The organism is Kribbella sp. NBC_01505 (genome assembly GCF_045040285.1).
GTDB lineage: Bacteria > Actinomycetota > Actinomycetes > Propionibacteriales > Kribbellaceae > Kribbella.
Genome location: NZ_CP109425.1, coordinates 8,533,610 through 8,553,128, shown reverse-complemented (window position 1 = coordinate 8,553,128; position 19,519 = coordinate 8,533,610). Strand labels below are relative to the sequence as shown.

Annotated in this window: 19 protein-coding genes; 6 read left to right on the top strand and 13 right to left on the bottom strand. The window is 65.7% G+C overall.

What is annotated here, in order from left to right; genetic code table 11:
- Positions 1-128: 128 nt before the first annotated feature.
- Complete coding sequence (locus OG474_RS40205; protein ID WP_405058910.1) at positions 129-1,094, top strand: proteasome assembly chaperone family protein; 966 nt, start codon at positions 129-131, stop codon at positions 1,092-1,094.
- A 54-nt stretch (positions 1,095-1,148) separates the two neighbouring features.
- Here OG474_RS40205 and OG474_RS40200 read toward each other — a convergent pair whose 3' ends face one another.
- Together OG474_RS40200 and OG474_RS40195 are read right to left on the bottom strand one after the other, a co-directional pair.
- A complete protein-coding gene (locus tag OG474_RS40200) occupies positions 1,149-1,703 on the bottom strand; it encodes a histidine phosphatase family protein (protein ID WP_405058909.1) in 555 nt (184 codons plus the stop codon).
- Positions 1,704-1,730: 27 nt separating this feature from the next.
- Positions 1,731-2,165, bottom strand: a complete 435-nt coding sequence (locus tag OG474_RS40195) for a DoxX family protein (RefSeq protein ID WP_405058908.1) — start codon at positions 2,163-2,165, stop codon at positions 1,731-1,733.
- Between the two features lie 135 nt (positions 2,166-2,300).
- Here OG474_RS40195 and OG474_RS40190 point away from each other — a divergent pair, with 135 nt between their 5' ends.
- Both OG474_RS40190 and thrS read left to right on the top strand, forming a co-directional pair.
- Complete coding sequence (locus OG474_RS40190; RefSeq protein ID WP_405058907.1) at positions 2,301-3,140, top strand: acyl-CoA thioesterase; 840 nt, start codon at positions 2,301-2,303, stop codon at positions 3,138-3,140.
- Positions 3,141-3,342: 202 nt separating this feature from the next.
- On the top strand, positions 3,343-4,578 hold the full coding sequence (thrS, locus tag OG474_RS40185; protein ID WP_405058906.1) for a threonine--tRNA ligase: 1,236 nt from the start codon (positions 3,343-3,345) through the stop codon (positions 4,576-4,578).
- Between the two features lie 16 nt (positions 4,579-4,594).
- On the opposite strand, the gene OG474_RS40180 is transcribed toward thrS, so the two are convergent.
- Genes OG474_RS40180 through OG474_RS40165 form a run of 4 tightly spaced genes read right to left on the bottom strand, consistent with a single transcriptional unit; the run spans position 4,595 to position 8,812 of the window.
- A complete protein-coding gene (locus tag OG474_RS40180; protein WP_405058905.1) occupies positions 4,595-5,449 on the bottom strand; it encodes a MaoC/PaaZ C-terminal domain-containing protein in 855 nt (284 codons plus the stop codon).
- Between the two features lies 1 nt (position 5,450).
- Positions 5,451-6,797 carry a 3-oxoacyl-ACP reductase gene (locus OG474_RS40175; RefSeq protein ID WP_405058904.1) on the bottom strand — a complete coding sequence of 449 codons (1,347 nt, stop codon included), beginning with the start codon at positions 6,795-6,797 and terminating at the stop codon, positions 5,451-5,453.
- A 9-nt stretch (positions 6,798-6,806) separates the two neighbouring features.
- Entirely contained in the window at positions 6,807-8,084 is a 1,278-nt protein-coding gene (locus tag OG474_RS40170) for an acetyl-CoA C-acetyltransferase (protein WP_405058903.1), read from the bottom strand.
- On the bottom strand, positions 8,081-8,812 hold the full coding sequence (locus tag OG474_RS40165) for a TetR/AcrR family transcriptional regulator (protein ID WP_405058902.1): 732 nt from the start codon (positions 8,810-8,812) through the stop codon (positions 8,081-8,083). The genes OG474_RS40170 and OG474_RS40165 overlap by 4 nt, the downstream gene beginning before the upstream one ends.
- 104 nt (positions 8,813-8,916) lie before the next feature.
- On the opposite strand from OG474_RS40165, the gene OG474_RS40160 reads away from it, so the two are divergent.
- The gene (locus OG474_RS40160) at positions 8,917-10,254 is read left to right on the top strand and encodes an acyl-CoA dehydrogenase family protein (RefSeq protein WP_405058901.1); all 1,338 of its coding nucleotides are present in this window, start codon (positions 8,917-8,919) and stop codon (positions 10,252-10,254) included.
- Positions 10,255-10,696: 442 nt separating this feature from the next.
- Here the strand turns inward: OG474_RS40160 and OG474_RS40155 are convergent, their stop codons facing one another.
- From OG474_RS40155 to OG474_RS40145, 3 genes are read right to left on the bottom strand one after another with little or no spacing between them, the layout of a single operon-like run.
- Positions 10,697-11,221: an NUDIX domain-containing protein gene (locus OG474_RS40155; RefSeq protein ID WP_405058900.1), complete on the bottom strand. Its 525-nt coding sequence runs from the start codon at positions 11,219-11,221 to the stop codon at positions 10,697-10,699.
- Entirely contained in the window at positions 11,218-12,084 is an 867-nt protein-coding gene (locus tag OG474_RS40150) for a hypothetical protein (RefSeq protein ID WP_405058899.1), read from the bottom strand. Before OG474_RS40150 ends, OG474_RS40155 begins: the two co-directional genes overlap by 4 nt.
- A complete protein-coding gene (locus tag OG474_RS40145; RefSeq protein ID WP_405058898.1) occupies positions 12,081-12,482 on the bottom strand; it encodes a helix-turn-helix domain-containing protein in 402 nt (133 codons plus the stop codon). Before OG474_RS40145 ends, OG474_RS40150 begins: the two co-directional genes overlap by 4 nt.
- A 163-nt stretch (positions 12,483-12,645) precedes the next feature.
- Between OG474_RS40145 and OG474_RS40140 the strand changes: the two genes are divergently transcribed.
- Together OG474_RS40140 and OG474_RS40135 are read left to right on the top strand one after the other, a co-directional pair.
- On the top strand, positions 12,646-12,972 hold the full coding sequence (locus OG474_RS40140) for a hypothetical protein (RefSeq protein ID WP_405058897.1): 327 nt from the start codon (positions 12,646-12,648) through the stop codon (positions 12,970-12,972).
- A gap of 117 nt (positions 12,973-13,089) precedes the next feature.
- Positions 13,090-13,329 (top strand): hypothetical protein, encoded by a 240-nt coding sequence (locus tag OG474_RS40135; protein WP_405058896.1) that lies wholly within the window; start codon positions 13,090-13,092, stop codon positions 13,327-13,329.
- 1,431 nt (positions 13,330-14,760) lie between these two features.
- On the opposite strand, the gene OG474_RS40130 is transcribed toward OG474_RS40135, so the two are convergent.
- The 4 genes from OG474_RS40130 to OG474_RS40115 all read right to left on the bottom strand — a co-directional run bounded on the left by OG474_RS40130 (position 14,761) and on the right by OG474_RS40115 (position 19,486).
- The gene (locus tag OG474_RS40130; protein ID WP_405058895.1) at positions 14,761-17,379 is read right to left on the bottom strand and encodes a TrlF family AAA-like ATPase; all 2,619 of its coding nucleotides are present in this window, start codon (positions 17,377-17,379) and stop codon (positions 14,761-14,763) included.
- Positions 17,380-17,959: 580 nt separating this feature from the next.
- Positions 17,960-18,574: an NAD(P)-dependent oxidoreductase gene (locus OG474_RS40125; protein ID WP_405058894.1), complete on the bottom strand. Its 615-nt coding sequence runs from the start codon at positions 18,572-18,574 to the stop codon at positions 17,960-17,962.
- Between the two features lie 22 nt (positions 18,575-18,596).
- Positions 18,597-19,007, bottom strand: coding sequence for a nuclear transport factor 2 family protein (locus OG474_RS40120; protein ID WP_405058893.1), 411 nt, complete (start codon positions 19,005-19,007; stop codon positions 18,597-18,599).
- Complete coding sequence (locus OG474_RS40115) at positions 19,004-19,486, bottom strand: nuclear transport factor 2 family protein (RefSeq protein WP_405058892.1); 483 nt, start codon at positions 19,484-19,486, stop codon at positions 19,004-19,006. Before OG474_RS40115 ends, OG474_RS40120 begins: the two co-directional genes overlap by 4 nt.
- Positions 19,487-19,519: the final 33 nt, after the last annotated feature.

Here is a 19,519-nt window from a genome sequence, read left to right as displayed (position 1 = left end):
CAAGCGCTTTCCCAGCCTGTCGCCTGGTGTACCGCATCCCGGGCGTGGCGAGCGGAAATTCGCTGAGTTTTTTTCCAGATCCCGGAATGCGGAGCCGGAGTCCGGACGTTGTCACCACACAGGGCAGGATGGGGATAGAGCGCCTACCCGCCCGGATGGCGACGATGAAGGAGACGACGATGCTGCGACCGGACGACCTCTACGAGATCGTCGACGAGTCGGTGGCGACCGGCCCGGCGGCGACCCCCAAGGTGCTGGTGCACTCCCTGGACGGGTTCATGGACGCCGGCCAGGCCGGCCGAGTGACCGCGGACCACCTGCTGGAGACCCTGGAGAACCGCCTGCTGGCCCGCTTCGACGTCGACCTCCTGCACGACTACCGGGCGCGCCGGCCCGAGGTGACCTTCTCCGAGGACCACTTCACCGAGTACACGCCCCCGCAGCTGAACCTCTGGCTGCTGACCGACGACGCTGGTGTGGACTTCCTCCTGCTCGAGGGTCCGGAGCCGGACAACCACTGGAACCGGTTCGCCGGCGCGGTGCGGCAGCTGATCGAGCTCTACAACGTGACGCTCACGATCGGCGTCCACGGCATCCCGATGGGCGTCCCGCACACCCGTCCGCTGGGCCTCACCGCGCACGCGACCCGGCCCGAGCTGGTCACGCGGTCGAACATCTGGGACGGCGAGATGCGCCTCCCGGCGAGCGCGGGGACGATGCTGCAGGTTCGCCTCGGCGAGGCCGGCAAGGACGCGATGGGCTTCGCGGTCCACGTGCCGCACTACCTCGCAGAGAACCGCTTCCCGGGCGCAGCGCTTGCCCTGGTGCACGCGATCTCCGCAGCGACCGGTTTGCTGCTCCCTAGCAAGGCCCTGCTCGACGAGGCCGCAGTCACCGGCCGCATGGTCGACGAGCAGGTGGAGGGCTCCGAAGACGCCTCCGCAGTCGTCAACGCACTGGAGACTCAGTACGACGCCGCCGCCGGATCGGTCAGCCGCAAGAGCCTGCTCGCCGACTCCACGCCCTCCGCAGAGGAGCTGGGTGCCGAGGTCGAGCAGTTCCTCGCCGAGCTGAACCGCGAAGACGACAAGTAGTTCCCACAAGCAGCGTCGGCCCACCCCGGGGCGGGGGTGGGCCGACGCTTTCGTTCAGGCCGGGTGGATCCCGGTCATCGAGAGCTCGCCGGTGCCGAACTGCAGCCGGTACCACCCGCCTCGGTCGACGACCTGCGGAAGCGGGCAGCCGAAGGCTGCGGCGAGGTGGACGAGGACGGCCGGGATGAGGTCGCCATGTGAGCACAGCACGGCGTGGCCGCCGCTGTGCCGGGAGACGAGCTCGTCGACCACGGCGATACCGCGCCCGGCCACCCACGCGCCACCGAGTGCTTGGCCGATCGGCGCGAAGATGCCCTCGGTCCACACTGCGGGCTCCGCGAAACCGCTGGCCTCGCGGAGCCTGTCGTCCAAGGTGATCGGTGCTCCGACGATCTCAGCCAGCGGCTCGACCGTCTGTCGGCAGCGGGCCGCCGGACTCGTGTAGACAGCCTGCACGCCTGCGGCCGCGAGTGTGGCCAGGATGGCCGCTTCCTTGAAGCCCTTGTCGCTGAGTGGGCGCTCGTCGTCAGCTCCTTGCCATCCGTCCCGCGAGACCGAAGAGCAGTGCGGGAGGACGTCCAGGACCATCGGAGCCGAGTTGGAGAACATGCAGAGGATTATGCAATCGGCCTCGGGCTATGCCGCCACGAGTTCGCGTTCGGGAGTGCGCACGATCAGCCGGTCGAGGCTGAAGCGGCCGGGGCCTACCGCGGCGACGACCAGGGCGAAGAGGCCGAGAGCGCCGACGAGTTCCCAGCCGCCGTCGCCGGCGAAGACGCCGTTCGGCATGTGCACGAACAGGAAAGCGCCGAACATGTCGAGCGCGAGCAGTACGCCGGCGATCGGCGTGAGGATTCCGAGGATGAGCGCCGTACCGGCGATGAGCTCGGCGCCGGTGGCGTAGTACGCCGAGATGGTGGGCGACGGGACGCCCATTCCCTGGAAGGCCTGGGCGGTCGCGTCGATGCCGTTGGTCCGGAACTTCTGCCAGCCGTGCGCGACGAACACGATGCCGACGCCGACGCGGGCGATCAGCAGGACGAGATCCTGGGCAATGGGGGGCAGCTTCACGACAGGGTCTCCTTCGATCAAACGGTTGCTGGTTGAGTGTTCAACCAGGAGTCTACCGATCGCGACCGAAAGCTCACCGAAAGCGTCCGCGGGACGGGATCCCCACTTGGCTGGAGTGACCTGTCAGGATGAGACATGCCTGAGTCGCTGGAGGACCTGGTCGAGCTGCTCGACCTGGAGATGATCGACGTCGACCTGTATCGCGGTCGGCAGCCACAGACCTCCCTGCAGCGGGTGTTCGGCGGGCAGGTGCTCGGCCAGGCGCTGGCCGCGGCGAGCCAGACGGTCGACGGCGGCCGGGCGGTGCACTCGCTGCACGCCTACTTCCTGCGCGGCGGCGACACCGCCGTACCGATCATCTACCGGGTCGAGGGCACGCGGGACGGCGGCAGCTTCTCGAGCCGACGGGTGGTGGCATCGCAGCACGGCAAGCCGATCTTCTACATGTCCACCTCGTTCCAGAAGCCCGAGCCCGGGCTGGATCACCAGGAGCCGATCCCCGCGGACGTCGTACCGCCGGAGGAAGCACCGACGCTGTCGAGCGTGCTCGAAGCGCAGTCGGGTCGGGCGGCGGCCGACTGGGACCGGGAGTGGTCGGCGCTGAACGTCCGGCTGGCCGGTGTCACCGGACGGCAGTTCTGGATCCGTGCCTCCGGCAAGCTTCCCGACGAGCCGGCGCTCCACGCGTGTGTGCTCGCCTACGCAAGCGACCTGACGCTGCTCGGCGCGAGCCTACTGCCACACGGCATCGTCATCGGCGACCGGCGGATCCAGCCGGCCTCGCTGGATCACGCGCTCTGGTTCCACCGGGAGTTCCGCGCCGACGAGTGGCTCCTCTACGACCAGACCTCGCCGTCCGCCTCCGGCGCCCGCGGCTTCGCAACCGGCCGCCTCTACACCGAGGACGGCCGCCTGGTCGCGTCGGTCGCACAGGAAGGCCTGATCCGGCCGGTCGGCCTGGACCTGAGCAAGTAATCAGTGCTTGAGCAAGTGAGCAGTTCTGCTACCGTGGGAGACATGTTGCAGCGCGCAGTAGAGACGACGACGCCGGAGTATGTCTCGGCGCGCTGACACCTGACTGTCAAAACCCCGGGGCGACTGCCCCGGGGTTTTTCTTTGTCTGCCTCGTGCAGCGTGGGATCTCGGGGGCGCCCCATCTCAACGAGGAGAAGAGATCATGTACGACCACCGCAAACTCGGCCGTGAGCTCGGCCTGTTCGACTCCGACCCGCTGATCGGCGCGGGTCTTCCGTACTGGCTTCCGGCGGGCGCCGCCGTACGGCACGCTTTGGAGAGCTACATCGGCGAAGTCGAACGGCGAGCCGGGTACCAGCAGGTCTATTCGCCCGTGCTCGCGAAGAGAGCGCTCTACGAGATCTCCGGCCACTGGGACAAGTACAGCGACGACATGTATCCACCGATGGACATGGGTGGTGAGGAGCTGGTCCTGCGGCCGAGCATCTGCCCGCACCACGCGCTGATCTACCGCTCGCGCGCACACAGCTATCGTGAGCTGCCGCTGCGATTGTCCGAGCTCGGCGGCCAGTACCGCTCCGAGCTGTCCGGTGTCATCGGCGGACTGAGCCGCGTCCGCGCGATGCAGCTGAACGACGCGCACATCTTCTGCCGCCTCGACCAGGTCGCCGAGGAAGCCGCCGCCGCGCTGGCGTTGATTAACCAGGCGTATCTCGACCTCGGAATCAGCGCCGCCCGCTACGTCCTTGCCCTCCCGGCCGAGGATGCGGTCATCGGCAGCGCGGAGAGCAAGTACGTCGGGGATGCCGAGAGCTGGGCACATGCCGCCGGACTGCTCCGCGAGGTGCTCGACAACGCGGGAGTCGAGTACGTCGAATCGCCGGGTGACGCGGCGTTCTACGGACCGAAGATCGATGTCCAGGTGGTCGATTCGGCCGGCCGCGAGTACAGCCTGTCGACCATCCAACTCGATTTCAACCAGCCGGAGCGGTTCGGCCTCGAGTACATCGGTGCCGACGGCAACAAACACCGGCCGGTGATGGTGCATCGGGCGATCGTCGGGAGCATCGAGAGAGCGGTTGCCCAGGTGGTCGAGGTACACGGCGGCTCGTTCCCCGCCTGGCTGGCGCCGGTGCAGCTCGTGGTGCTGCCGATCTCCGACGACGAGGAGAAGCTCGCGGTCGAGGTCGCTCGGCGGGCGTCGTCGCGTGGGCTCCGGGTCGAGATCGCGCATGCCGACGAGGGTGGTCTCGGAGCGCGCATCCGCGAGAACCGGCTGGCGCCGTACCAGGCGATCCTGGGCGCCCGCGAGGCCGCCGAGGGCCTGCTCGCGATCCGCGAACGCGACGGCAGCCGTCGCGATCCCGCACCGATCGGCGAAGCGCTCGACCGGATCGCGCAGGAGGTGATTCCCCAGGCCATCGCAATGGGCCACTGACGCTCTCGGGCGAGCGTCAGTCTGCCTGCAGCTGGCCGATCAGGTGGGTCACCTCGTGCGCGTCGTCGTACAGGACGAAGTCGGTGGTCTTGCCGACGGTGTTGTAGCCGAACTGGACGCGGGACGGGAGCAGCAGCGGTTTGCGGAAGTCGACCCGGACCGTGAACGCCTCGGGAAGCTTCCCGGCCCGCTCCAGCGAGGCGAGCGCGGCGGCCTTCGCCCACATTCCGTGTGCGATCTGGCGCGGGAACCCGAACGCCTGCGCGGTCAGCTTGAACAGGTGGATCGGGTTCCGGTCGCCGGACGCGGCGGCGTACCGGCGGCCGAGGTTGCCGCGAAGGTCCCACCAGGCCTGCGGCGGCAGCTCCGGATCGGGCAGCAGATCGACATGACCTTCGGAGCCCTTGGAGCGGCTCAGCAGCGTGGTCAGATCCGACCAGACCACATCGCCGTCAACGAGCACCTCGCTGACGATGTCGAAGACCGTCCCCTTCGGATGCGGGCGCTCCGGCGTACTGTGCACGCGGATCGCCGGCTCCGCGTGGATCGGCAGCGGCCGCTTCTGCGTGATCGTGTTGGACAGGTGCACGATCCCCATCGGCTTGTAGGGGAACGACGGATCCGACATCAGGTCGAGGTGCAGCGGGAAGGCCAGGACATGCGGGTAGGTCACCGGCAGGGCCGGTCCGGCCGGGAAGCCGGTGACATCCCGGTACGCCGCCAAGTGGTCCTGGTCGATCGCCGAGTGCGGGAGCTCGAGGGTGAGCCCGTCCTCGTTCGGCTCGTAGTCCGCCCGCCGCAGCGTCGCCTTCACCGTCTTCGCGTAGAGACCGCTCAGGCTGGGGGAGTCGTCGTACCGACGAGTGGGCATGTCAGGCGCCCAGCAGGCTCTGGCCGCAGACGCGGATCACGTTGCCGGTGACGCCGGCCGAGGCCGGGTCGGCGAACCACGCGATCGTCTCGGCCACGTCGATCGGCAACCCGCCCTGCTGCAGCGAGTTGATCCGGCGGCCGACCTCGCGGATCGTGAACGGCACCTTCGCGGTCATCTCGGTCTCGATGAACCCGGGCGCGACCGCGTTGATCCGGATCTGCTTCTCGGCCAGCTTCGGCGCGAGCGCCTGGACCAGCCCGATCACACCGGCCTTCGAGGTGGCGTAGTTCGTCTGCCCGTTGTTGCCCGCGATCCCGGCGATGCTCGCGACCCCGATGATCGAGCCGCCGGCCCGCAGCGTGCCGGAGTCCACCAGATGCTCGGTGATCCGCTCCGGAGCGCGCAGATTGACATCCAGCACGGCGTCCCAGGTGTCGGTGCGCATGTTGGCGAGCCGCTTGTCCCGGGTGATGCCCGCGTTGTGCACGACGATGTCGAGACCGGCGTACTGCTCCTGGGCGTGCGCGGCGATCCGCTGCGCGGCGTCGACCGCGGTCACGTCGAGCAGCAGCTCGGAACCGCCGAGGCGAGTCATGACCTTGCGCAGCGGCTCCGCGTTCTGCGCAACGTCGACGCCGAGGATGGTCGCGCCATCCCGGGCGAGCGTGTCGGCGATCGCAGCACCGATCCCACGGGCCGCACCGGTCACCAGGGCGACCTTGCCGGCCAGCGGGCGCTCCGGGTCGTTGCCGACCAGCGGCCCCGTCCCGACCCGCGCCACCTGACCGTCGACGTACGCGGACTTGGGGGAGAGGAAGAAGCGCAGGGTCGAATCGAGCTGCTCGTGCGCATCGGGAGCGACGTACACGAGGTTGACCGTCGCGCCGCGTTTGACCTCCTTGCCGAGCGAGCGGGTGAAGCCCTCGAGCGCGCGCTGCGCGATGTGCTGCTCGGTCGAGGTCGCGAGCTCCGGCGTCCGCCCGACCACGATCACGCGGCCGGCCGGCGCGAGCTGGCGGATGACGGGGGAGAAGAAGCGTTGCAGGCTGGTCAGATCGGCCGTCGAGGTGGCGCCGGTCGCGTCGAAGACGAGAGCCTTCGGGCGGATCTGACTCGACGCCACGCCTTCGGTCGCCGTACTGAACGAGGCGCCGATGTCGCGCAGCAGCGCCTGGATCGCCTTACCGGCATCGGTCTCGCCGATCGCGCCGAACACCACCGAGCCGTCGATGACGCGCGAACCCTCGGTCCAGCGCTGCAGCGGCACCGGGTCGGGCAGCCCGAGGTTCTTCACCAGGGTCTGGCCGAGCGGGGTCCGGGTGAAGGTCTGGTAGCGGTCCGTCATGGTCTGCTCCTACTTCTCGAGGATGGCGACGACACCCTGGCCGCCCGCGGCGCAGATGGAGATCAGGCCGCGGCCACCGCCGTTCTCGTCGAGTTGCTTGGCCAGCGCGGCGACGATCCGCCCGCCGGTCGCCGCGAACGGGTGGCCCGCGGCGAGTGAGCTGCCGTTCACGTTCAGCTTGTCGCGGTCGATCTCGCCCAGCGGCGCGTCGAGACCGAGCCGTTCCTTGCAGAAGATCGGATCCTCCCACGCCTTCAGCGTCGACAGCACCTGGGAGGCGAACGCCTCGTGGATCTCGTAGTAGTCGAAGTCCTGCAGCGTCAGCCCGGCGCGTGCCAGCATCCGCGGCACCGCATAGGCGGGCGCCATCAGCAGGCCCTCGGCGCCCTTCACATAGTCGACCGCCGCGGTCTGCGAGTGGGTCAGATAAGCGAGCGGCCGCAGGCCGTGCTCCTCGGCCCACTCGTCCGTGCTCAGCAGCACGGCGGACGCGCCGTCGGTCAACGGGGTCGAGTTGCCTGCTGTCATGGTGGCCGTCTCACCCTTGCCGAACGCCGGCTTCAGCCGGGCCAGCTTCTCGACAGTGGTGTCCGGGCGCAGGTTCTGGTCCTTCTCGAGCCCCAGGTACGGCGTGATCAGGTCCTGCTGGAAGCCGCGGTCGTACGCCGCGGCCAGGTTGATGTGGGAGCGGTACGCGAGCTCGTCCTGAGCCTCCCGGGTGATGCCCCACTCGAGCGCGGTCAGCGCGGCGTGGTCACCCATCGACTTGCGCGTGCGCGGCTCGGCGTTCCGCGGGATCTCCGGTACGACGTCCTTCGGCCGCACGCGGGCGAGCACCTTCAGCCGTTCCGGATAGGTCTTGGCCCGGTTCAGATCGAGCAGGATGTTGCGCAGCTTGTCGTTGACCGCGATCGGCGCGTCGGACGCGGTGTCGACGCCACCCGCGATGCCGGCGTCGATCTGCCCGAGCGCGATCTTGTTGCCGACCAGGATCGCCGCCTCCAGCCCGGTCCCGCAGGCCTGCTGGATGTCGTACGCCGGGGTCGTGGCCGCGAGCTTCGACCCGAGCACCACCTCGCGCACCATGTTCCAGTCGCGGGCGTGCTTGAGCACCGCACCGGCGACGACCTCACCAACCTCTTGCCCACCGAGCCCGGTCCGGTCGACCAGGCCGTTGATCGCGGCGGTCAGCATGTCGGAGTTCGACGAGTGCCGGTACGTCTTGTCCTGGCGCGCGAACGGAATCCGGTTGCCGGCGACAACGGCCACTCTGCGGGGCTCGGTCATGATTTGTCTCCTGCTCTGCGTGCTCTCTTGGGAACCTCATAAGCGAAGCGCCCCACTGCTGTCGCCAAGGTCGCGGTGATGGCGGTCGCCCGCACCGTGGCCACCTCGGCATGATGCACCACCGGATGACCCGGCTTCCCGCTCGACACGATCAGCCCGACCCTTGCCATGTGCAACGACCCGAGGGTCTGCGTGTACAGGTGGTTGGCCAGGTAAGCGGTGTCCGCCTTGGCGAAGGCGCCGGACCGCTGGCCCGCTTCCAGTACGACGGCTATCCGGCCCAGGGCGGCGGCCATCGCCGTACCGAGTGTCATCATCACCGGCTCGGTGATCTCGCCGAACAGCTCCTCACCGGTCCTGCGGAGCAGGCTCATCGCGCAGTCGGTGAAGGCCGGGAACTCCAGGCAGAAGTCGACGAACACCTCGCTGAGCGCCTTGAGCCGGTTGAGCGGCGCGCGCCGCGGATTGTCCACCGCACTGAGGCGGTCGTCCAGCTCGCCGAGGTAGTCGACCAGGGTGAGCGCGAAGAGCTCCTCCTTGCCGGAGAAGTGCCGGTAGATCAGCGCCTTGTTGATCCCGACCCGCTTGGCGATGTCGTCGATCTGGGCGTCGATCGTGCCGCGCTCGTCGAACAGCTCCCGGGTCGCCCGGATGATGTCCCGCTCGCGGTCACGCCGACGCTCCGCCGTGGTCCGGCGGCGTCCGATCGCGAGCAGCGCGGAGCTCATGCACCGATCTTAGCCATACCGGTACCCCCTGGTGCAAACGACGGTTACACTCATCGGTAACATATGGTTTCTCGGTACCCCCTGTTTGTCGCCGGAGGATGTTGATGACGATGACCGACCCCAAGCCCGCGGTCTCCACCGATGTGATGTCGCTGGCCGGTGAACTCGGCGCCGAGCGGTCGAAGCCAGGCTGGAGCCCGTTCTCGTTCGCCCTGAACGACGAGCAGCGCGAGATCCGCGACTGGACCCACACCTTCGCCGCCGACGTGATGCGCCCCGCCGCTGCCGAGTGGGACGAGCGCGAGACCACCCCGTGGCCGGTGATCCAGGAGGCCGCCAAGATCGGCCTCTACGGCCTCGACATGAACATCAACCTCTTCGTCGACCCGTCCGGCCTGCTGATGCCGCTCGTCCACGAGGAGCTGTTCTGGGGCGACGCCGGCATCGGCATGTCCTTGAAGGGCACCGGCCTCGCATCCTCAGCCATCTTCTCCAACGGCACCCCGGAACAGTGGAGCCAGTGGATGGGCCGCTGCTACGGCACGCCTGACGACGTTCGCGTGGCCGCGTTCTGCTCCTCCGAGCCAGGCGCCGGTTCCGACGTCTCCGCGATCCGCACGCGCGCGACGTACGACGAGAAGACCTCCGAGTGGGTCATCAACGGCCAGAAGGCCTGGGCCACGAACGGCGGCATCGCCGACATCCACGTAGTCGTCGCCACCGTCGACCCCGCCCTGGGCACCAAGGGCCAGGCCGCGTTCGTCGTACCTCGGAGTGAGGTGCACGGCCTTGAGCAGGGCACCAAGCTCCGCAAACACGGCCTCCGCGCCTCCCATACCGCCGACGTCTTCTTCGACAACGTCCGCATCCCCGCCGCCAACGTCCTCGGCGGCAAGGAAAAACTCGACGAACGCCTGGCCCGCGCCCGCGCCGCCGCCTCGGCTCCCGCCGGCGAGGCCAAGGTCCGCAACGCGTCCATGGCCACCTTCGAGATGACCCGCCACATCGTCGGCGCCCAAGCCGTAGGCATCGCCCGCGCCGCCTACGAGTTCGCCCTCGACTACGCCAAAGGCCGCGAACAGTTCGGCCGCCCCATCATCGACAACCAAGGCATCGCCTTCAAACTCGCTGACATGGCCATGGAGATCGACGCAGCCCGCCTGCTCGTCTGGCGAGCCGCCAACATGTCAGCCGCCCTGATGCGAGGCGAAACCCCCGACTACCGCCACGGCGAAGGCTCCATGGCCAAGCTGAAAGCCGGCGAGGTCGCGGTGAAGGTCACCGAAGAAGCCATCCAAATCCTCGGCGGCAACGGCTACACCCGCGAGTACCCCGTAGAACGCATGCACCGAGACGCCAAGATCTACACCATCTTCGAAGGTACGTCGGAGATCCAGCGCCTCGTCATCTCCCGAGCCATCTCCGGCATGCGCATCAGGTAGTTCATTTACCCCCGCCAGTGCTACGCCCGCTCCTTCGTCGCGTGCTACGCACCGGCCCCACCCACCCCTAGCTCTCCTGCGGGCTACCGCCCGCCCCTTAGGCGCTACCGCGCCCAATCGACCGCCCGTGGCCGGCGTGGCCCGCAGTTCAACTGCGGTCGCGCCGACCGGGTAGTGCACCCCGCCAGCGCTACGCCCGCTCCTACGTCGCGCGCCATGCGTGGCCCGCCCACCCCTGGCCTAGCTGCGGGCTACCCCCGCCTTGCGCTGCCCGCGCCAGTCCGACTATCCGTCGTCGCCGTCATCCGCACACGCACCGTGCTAGCGGCGGACCGGTAGTTTCGCCGACGGTGCTACTTCACTCCCTGGTGATTGTTCTCTGCCCGTTCCACGCGCAACAAGCGGTGGGCTCAATGGCTGACGACGTACAACTTTGGGCCAGCTAGCTCCGGCCGTCGTGCAAGTAGGCGACAGTCTGTGACTCGGCAGCCTTGAGGGCTGCTTCCAGGCGAAGCCAGACGTACGGGCGGAGCCTGTGGCGAGCCTCGTCGGGGGAGAGGAAGGAGTAACGGCGTAGCTCGCGGAGGTCAGGTTCGAGGCGCGCAACCTGATCGGGGGAGAGACGGCCGGCGTCAAAGATGAACATCAACGAGTCATCCCATGGGCCGTGCGGTGAGACCCAGTCGACGCAAGCAAGCGTCAGATCGGAGGCATCTAGCTGCAGACTCAGCTCCTCGTTCAGCTCGCGTAGAAGCCCGTCAAGCGGTGGCTCATTAGCCTCGACCATTCCGCCTGGGAGATCCCAGTCGGGCTTGTAGTCGGGGTCGACGAGCAGGATTCGACCATCCGCATCTCTGAGGATGGCGTCGGCACCCACGCGCTTGCGCGCCTGCTTGGCGTTGCCCTCGGCCAGATGCTCCCGCCACGCCTCCGGGTCGCGTTTGTACAGCGGTTCCTCGGCCGTCATCGTTGCTCAGCCTGCGCGTCGCTGGTGCCGGGAATGATCCACTGCTGTAGCCATGCCCGCTGCCGCAGGGTCTCGGCGAGCATCTGCCTGGTTTCGCTGACGGTGTTGATTCCTGTGTACGGCGTAAGGCGTTCGTAGATCTCCCGGAGTTGCTGAACCACGAGGTAGGAGCCCAGGCTCTGTGTCGATTCCACCACTTTCTGCAGGACTCGACAGGCATGTTCCGGCTCGCCCTGATCAATGAGCGCAGTCGTCAGGAAGAGCTGCCCAAAGGCATGACTGCGAGTCCGGTTCGACGGCCGCAACCGAATGATCGCCTCGGCGTGGTCTTGTGTCTCCGCGGGGCGCCCAAGTTGTCGCATGCAACGCGCAGCCTCGCTCGCCAGACTCCCGCTGTCGAAGTGGCTGATCCACTCGGACGATGCATCTGATGACGATCCTCCGAGCGCGGATTCCGCCTTGGCAAGCAGCTTTCGCGTCTCGTGACCGTCACCCAGCGCCGCCCGCCCACGCGCCTGCATGGCGAGCAGCCGTGCTCGGAGTTCGGGATTCGCGGGTCCCTTAGCAAGTGCCGTTTGGCCCGCTTGGGCGAACCGAATCGCACCATTCGGATCGGCCCGATGATGCGCTAAATGGCTGAGGCTGGCGAGCACATGAATCCCGAGTTGACGATCCTGGCCGGCCTTGGACAGGTGAAAAGCGCGGAGGAAGTGGCTGTAGGCGCGGTCGTCTCGTCCCGCGTCGTGCGCCATCCAGCCAGCCATCTCCGTCAGCCCGGCAGCGGCCGTGAAGACGCCGGGATCTTGGACAGGATCGTCACCGCCGAACAGCCGCGGACCGACCTCGGTACGTAGGTACTTCACGACTGAGCCATACAGGTGTCCACCGCCGACCTGCAGATCGGCAGATCGGCAGATCGGAACGAGCGCATGGCGAGCACATCCGGATCTTGAGTCCGCCTACGCGCGAGCGTCGCACCTGGCCGATGCTCCAGAGCGGCCGCAGCCGTCGGCGCGGGAATTTCCTGTTCGGCGGCCTCCAGCCGCGCAGCGAACCTTGTCCGTGCCTCATCGCTCGCACCGGCCAGAAGCGAATCCAGACCCTCCTGGTTGATCGGCCTGGGGCGGATCCGTTCACCACCGGCCTCCCAGCGGGAGACCATCCGCTCACTCACGCCGATCCGCGCCGCGAACTCGCGAATGCTGAGCCGCTGGCTTTCGCGCAGAGCTCGCACCTCACGACCCGACCAGACCTGCACCATCACAGGCCCAGTCTGGCACCCCGCATCGCACCTCTCCAGCCGGACGGCGGGTGTCAGGTTCAGTAGAAGTTCAGTGCTGCGTCAGCACCAAACCATGTCCCCGTCAAAGCCCCCTGCCCGACGCTGATCACACATCACCAGCTCACCACCAACGGGGTCAGACATGCGGTTCGCCTTCGGCTACTTCAAGAAGCACTTCCTCATGACAGACGCCGAAGTAGCCACACGCCGCCAACGAATTGTCGACTGCGCAAAAGCCCACCAGCGCGAGCTGGTAGCCCTCTTCATCGACGAGATCGCCACCGCTCCTGACGAACTCCACAACGCGCTCGCAGCAGTCATGGGTCTGGACGACCGAGCCCTCATCGTCCCCAACCTCTTCCACTTCGCAGGCAGCGGCAATCCGCTTGAGTTCCGCCAGGTGCTCCAGGCCCAGCAGATCAACGTCCTGCTATCCGAGCCTCCTCAGCAAGCGGGGCGGGCGTGCTGACGCCACGTCCGCGTTCGTCCCGCTCTCCATCCGAGGACCCCCTAATGCCCTCCCCGAACACAACACTCCGCGAAGCAAGACTCCTCACACCGTCCCCCATCCGATGCCGGCCGCCCCATGTCTCGTGCCGAGCTGGCGCACGCCGTCTGCACCTGGCTCTGGCACACCCAGCGCCTGAACTGCGCCCTCGACGCCCACTACATAGCCAGACTCGAACGCGGAGCCGTTCGCCGCACCGGAGCCTCCTACCGCGAAGCCCTCCGGGCAGTCCTAGGAGTTCCCACCGACGCCTACCTCGGCATGCCCCCCGACATCTACCTGCGCCGTGAATCCATCCCCCATCGTGGCCAAGGCTGACTCAAAACCAACCCCCTCTGGGCCAGCGAAAGCGCCTGCCTGAGCTCCGCATTAGCGGCCTGAAGCGCTCCAACCTGCCCCTCTAAACGAGCCACCTCCTCCGTCAGTTGGTGCACTCGATCGCTCCTGACCGGACTCTTGGCACTCGCTCGCTTGCTACGCCGCCATCGCTGAAGGCGACACGGATCCGAGCAGTATCGCTGATCAGATCGCCCTGCGATGTAGTCGGCCGCACACCACGCACAAACCCGCTGACGAGCGCTCAAATCGATCCCAAAGGGCGGCCGAAGATCATCCATACCTCCTCAACGTCCGACGCTGCCGATAACCGCTACAGCCGTTTCTGCTGGCTGAATACGGCTCAGATGCCAGACGTGTGCCGGTGCTGACATGGTCCGAGGTGGGCAGAATGAGGACCAGACGCTGCGAGCGATCCGGAGGCTCGCAGCGGTCGGTGCTGGTTAGACATTCGGAAAGGCCGGACCGTACGTAAGTAGAAGTCTGTGTGCAGCAGCCAGTGCCGCCCAGCGGTCGCTCGTCGGTTGGCACTGAAGGATGAGAACGGGAACCACAAGTTGGCCGCGCGCCTCGAACTGATGGGAGTAGTCCAGTAGTTGCCCGATGCCCAGTCGGATCTGCTGGTCTTCAGCGGTCCCCCGCAAGCTCTTGACCTCTCCAATGAAGAGGTTCGATCCGTCGTGCCAGCCGATATCGAACAGGGGAGCCCCGCGGCTCGGTCCTTGGGCAATGTGACCTGCGCGCTGCAAGTGTGCAGCGAAGGCCGCAACAGTCGCCTCGTGTGCTTGCGTGCCAGCGTCCAAGGCGCTCATGTCCGTCGTGAGCTCTAGGGCGTCATGAGTGACGACTGCGCGAGGACGGAGCGGTCCACCGAGCACGCCCTCGCCGATCTCGGGCTGTACCCGCACCCCGCTTCCGCTGCCTCGCAGGTTGCGACACCTGGCGGGCAGACCATCGAGGAGATTAGCGAATCCGTCAGAGTCAATAACGTGCACGTGAGGCCGTCCCCGCACGCGCGACGCCTGCGCGCCGACAAGCTTCATGCTGTATCCCCGGGATGGGTCGGTCACAGCCTTGCCGTGGAGTTCACCTTCGACAACGAGTGTGATGCGGCTGGAGAAATCGGAGGCAGTGGAAGCACCCTGCGCTCGAGCCTCCCGCTCGCACTCGTTACGTGGGAGGTGCTTGCCGTCCACGTTCACGCTGCCGGTGAACGTTACGGTCTGACTTCGCAGAGAAGAAACCCAGCGGTCAGGGCAATCGCGGACGGACATACAGACCCCTTTCGCTGTCCGGGATATTCATGGTCAGCCTGAGCTTGAGGGCGATGCCCGCCGCTCGCGCTAGTCGGACTCTCCGCGTCAGCAGTAGGTGACGGTTCCGAACCGAGCTGTGCGTCGGCCCGATGGCGACTTAGAACCCATACAAGTGGTGACGTGCATCGAAGGCGTCCTTCCCGCCCTCCAGGAGGCGCTCGGCATGCCTTCGAACAAGTGGATCGTCCAGCGAACCGACTCCATCACTTGCAGGCCGGCCCTTGAGGCCATCGCCTTCAAGGGTGATGATCAGTTCGGCATCACCAAGTACCGGAACGTTTGCGTTGTGAGTGCTCGCGATGATCTGTCGTCGGCCTTTCAAGGCGCGGAGCTTCTGTACGACGCCGTCGTAGACGAAGCGGTTGTCTAGGTCGTCCTCCGGCTGATCGATCACAAGTGGGCTGGCCGATGCTCCCAATAGCAGCAGCAATAGCGCTGTCGCACGCTGCCCCTTCGACAGGGCGTCGAGCTTATGTAGGATCTGCTTGTCACCTGGCTGAGCAACGTTGAGGAGGACGTCCACAGCCTGCCCTACGCTGAGCTCCTCCAACTCACGGAAGAGGGCCTCGCCTGGGCTAAGGACTGCATCCAACTGTGCGCCTCGGATGCCGTAGCTGGCCGTGAGCCGCGCCCTGCCCTCTCGCGCTGCAGTGGCGAACGCGCGCGGTGAGAAGCCGTCCGCTTTAACCGCGTCCCTCACCTGGGTGCGAATACCTCGCAGATGCCTGTCGATGACACCCATAATCATTTTTCGATCTGGTGATGGGATAGGCCGCACGACCACCGTTCCTGTCGTCGCTTCATTGGCGGTTCGAATCGCCGCATTGAGAGCCTTTGATTGCTCCGCCTCAGTGCTGGCCAACTCGCCGAGGAGTTGGACCCGCTCAGCGGCAAGAGATTCGATCTGTTTTGACAGTCCTTCGCGTCGCTGGGCCCTACTATTGAGTGCTTCGAGGGCTTTTGTGCTTGAGAGGTACTTATCTGGATCGTGACCTTCAGCGACGAGTTGTCGTCGCACGCCTGCGTGCCCGGCACGAAGCGGATCTGTCAGTGATTGCCATTCCTCCTTAGCGCCGGAAATCTCATGCTCGGCCGCGCTGAGCGAGGCCGTCAGTGACGCTGTGGCGTCATGGATCTCCCGCCCAAGTCTCTGCACTGCGGCCTCAACTCTTCGTAGAGATTGCTCTTGCGTCGATCCCTCAATGCCACCGAGACCAGCTGAGAGGACGGCTGAGATATTTGAGACATCGAGATCCCGGAGAAAGGATCGGGCGCTATTCAGGCGTCCTTCACTCTCTTTGAAGATGGCCTCATCTTGGACGAGGCGACTTTGTTCTTCTAGCCTATCTGGCAGATTTGTCGCCTTGAATCGCGCGATTTGCTCCTCGAGGCGCGGGATATCTGCGAGTTCGCCATCCAACTCTGTCAGATCTAACTCAGATTGAGCTAGGTGTTTACGATTCTCTTTTAGCTTCCTTCGCACATCGGGCGCGTCCAATTCCACAACGGTTCCTGAAAATCGCTGGATCATGACGGCAACGCTGGACTTGCTCTGAGCGAGTTCGGCCAATTCGTGCTGGCCGAAAATCTCAATAGGACCGACGACATCGAGCGGCTTTTGAGCGGTTGCGGTACCACTTGAATCTCGGACGATGGGAGGATTCGGGACTGAGCGTTCGATGACAAACCTGGACTCGGACGGGGTGACTGCGTCAATCACGACTCGAACAGTTGTCCCCGACTGGAGAACATTGCTCACAATTCCTGCGTGATCGGCTCGTGTGGTGTCGCTGATAGGTTCGACATCAAGGGCAAACCGTAGGCTCTCGATGACAGTCGACTTCCCAGTACCTCTGCCTCCGATAAGCGTTGTGAGATCGTCCGCGAAAGGAATCGTCACACCATCAAGAAACCCGCCGGTCCACGAGATCTCGCGGACCAACGCCCGCGGCACGGTAGTGGGATCGACAATGGAGACCCTGGTCGAAGGTGTGCGGACAGCCAGTTTGAGACTTTCGAGGCATGGGGTGCTCACCTTGAACCAAGTGCTCGTTCCAGGATTGGTTAGGGACTCCGGACGATTAACATCATCTGCGTGGATAATCGACAAAGGGTGCAGTCGATCGAACGGCTTCAGGCCCCGGATGATCGCCTCCTGATCGGCGGCGGCCGTGGTGCCTGGGGAGATGGCGATTGCGTGGAGTTGCGCCTCATGAATCATGTTCACTAAAGGGATTCCCGTCCGGCCCGTCAGCATCCCACTGTTGGCTACGTTGGCATGAGCCGGTATGACAAGAGCGCCTTCGCTAGCCATGGCCTCGAGGATCTCGCTGTAAGAGTCACCGGTCGTTCCGTTTGGCGCGGCCGGCTTGGCGCCGCACGCTCCGATCGCGGCATTAATGCTTGATTGATCTGTTCCGGCTTCGAAGATGACCAGTAGATGGATACCTTCGGCGGAGTTTGCCTCAAATCCGGGCAGTGCAACGATGCCGGTGGCCGTCGCGTCGGCGATTAGTCCGGTCGCGCTCTCTACATTCCAATGATCTGTCAACGCGATGAGGCCGATGTCCTTGGCCGTCAGTGCCGAGATCAGTGCGGAGTTATAGGCCTTCTCGTTGGGAAAATATGCCGACGGAGCATTCTGACCGATGTATCCGTAAGGATTGACCTGAAGTGCTGCCCTAATCCACCGCGCGCCAATAGTTGTCATGGTCATGCTGTGTCCCCATTCGCGAAGCTCACCGCCCCCGGCCCCCCAGCGGCTACTCTGCGAGCTTCGATTGAGCACTATGCTCTGATTACGCTCTGTTGCCAAGGGGTCGACCGCAGATTGATCGAGGGCGGCGCGTCGTTACTGGCGGGTTGGAGCGCTACATCACGAGGGTTGGGCCCTGTAGGCCTGCTACGCAACAGTTGAAGCGGTCGGAAAGTAGTGGCGCGGCCTAAGGCGAATCGTTGCGCAAGGCAACCTGCTGCTCCGCAGCAGCTCCGTGCGACGCTGCGAACAGACGGGCAAGGTTGCTCATCATGGAGAGATAGAACGCATGTCAAGGACGGATCTGAATACCACGGCCTGATCTCCCCACGACGTTTGAGGAGATCTACACAATCTTCAAAGGCACCTCAGAAATCCAGCGCCTAGTCATAGCCCGAGCCATCTCCGGCATGCGCATCCGCTGACGTTTCTGCAGGTCAGAGACCCATTTGAGGTTCTTCTAGGTACAGGCCGTCGTCCGGTTCCCAAGTAGTAGTGGGGGAGCGTACGGCGACCCGCTCACCGCGCAGCGGCCTTCGGGTCAGCGGGTGAGTGGGACTGCGATCCGGCCGGGGAAGCGCGGGTTCTCCGCTTCGTCAAGCATCGCGGCGGCAACGGTGTCTCGGCTCACCATGATGCGGAAGATGCTCTTGGGGGAGGCATCGAGGCCGACGGTGCGCCGGTCCGGGCTGATCGGTTTGTTCGACAGGGGTCCGGCGTGGAAGACCGTCCCGCCGGCTTCGGTGACCACGGCGTCCGACTCGACCTTGTCGGCGACCTCCGCACCGAGTCCCTTGAGGACCAGGCGGTTGAGCACGCTTGCCGCCGCGGCCGAGGGGCCTGTGCCGTAAGCACTCAGCCAAATGATGCGGGCACCCGACGCCACCGCCGACTGGGCGCCCGCGGTCAGCACGCCCGGCTTCGTCCCCTTGGGAACGCCCAGTCCGGACAGCACCACTTCACTGCCTTCGAGCGCCGAGTCGATCTCGTCGGTGTGGAACACGTCCGCGACGATCTTGGTCAGCCCCGGCGCGTCCGGAACGGTGATCCGGTCCGGATTGCGGGCGATCGCTCTGACGATGTGGCCACGTTCGAGTGCCTGCCGGGTGAGGGAGAGTCCGGTCGGGCCGGACGCGGCGAGAACGGTGAGGTGCATGAAGATCTACTCCTGGGGGATTTCAGTCGAGGATGTTCAGCTGAGCCGATGCGTCCGGGGCGTCGACCGGATCGAGGTAGAAGCGGACCGCTCCGGCGCGGCCGTCCTCGACCCGGATGATGACTGTGCCGCGGATGGTCTCGACGACCCCGTCGGCACGGGTGCCGATCATCTCCCACTCCGTCCAGACCCGGTCACCGTCCACCACGGAGTCGATGACCCGGGCGTCCAGGCCGTTTGAATACCGGGCGAAGATCTTCGTGTAGTTCGCGCGGACCTGGTCGGCGCCGCGGAACGAGCGATCAGGGTGCAACGGCATCACGCAGTCGAAGTCTTCGGTGTAATTAACCACCAGCTTTTCGACGTCACGAGCGGACATCGCCGCGGCCATGCGCAACGGAACGGCGCGGACTTCATCGGTGGATGCACTCATTTCTCGCCCGCCTTGTCGGTGGAACCCTTGGCGATCGCATAAAGCTCGGGGTTGCCTGCGAAAGGGGCTTTCCGTACGACGCGGATGCGCTTCAGCCGCCATTCATGATCGACCCGCTGCAGGTCGACGTACCAGAAAGCACGGGCGACGAGCCAGTCGACCTCGTCGGTGGGAACGTGGTGGTAGGCCACCACGAAACTCCGGTAAGTAGCGTGGTCCCCCGCGACTTCGATGATGACGTTGGAGGTCGAGTGGTGAGTACTCTGGAACCCTTCCAGCACCGCCCGGCAGGCGGCCACGAAGTCATCTGCACTCAATTCTTGCGGCGGCGCGCCCACGTGCTCGGAGACATCCATCGTGACGGTGTCGGCGACGATCGCACGCAGACCGTCCCATTCCTTGAGATCCTGTGACCAGGTGAAACGGGCCACGGTCTCGGCGACAGCGACCCGGTCGGCGAGGTGATTGACATCAGTCATGAAATTCCTTTGTCGAGACCACAATCGGTAACA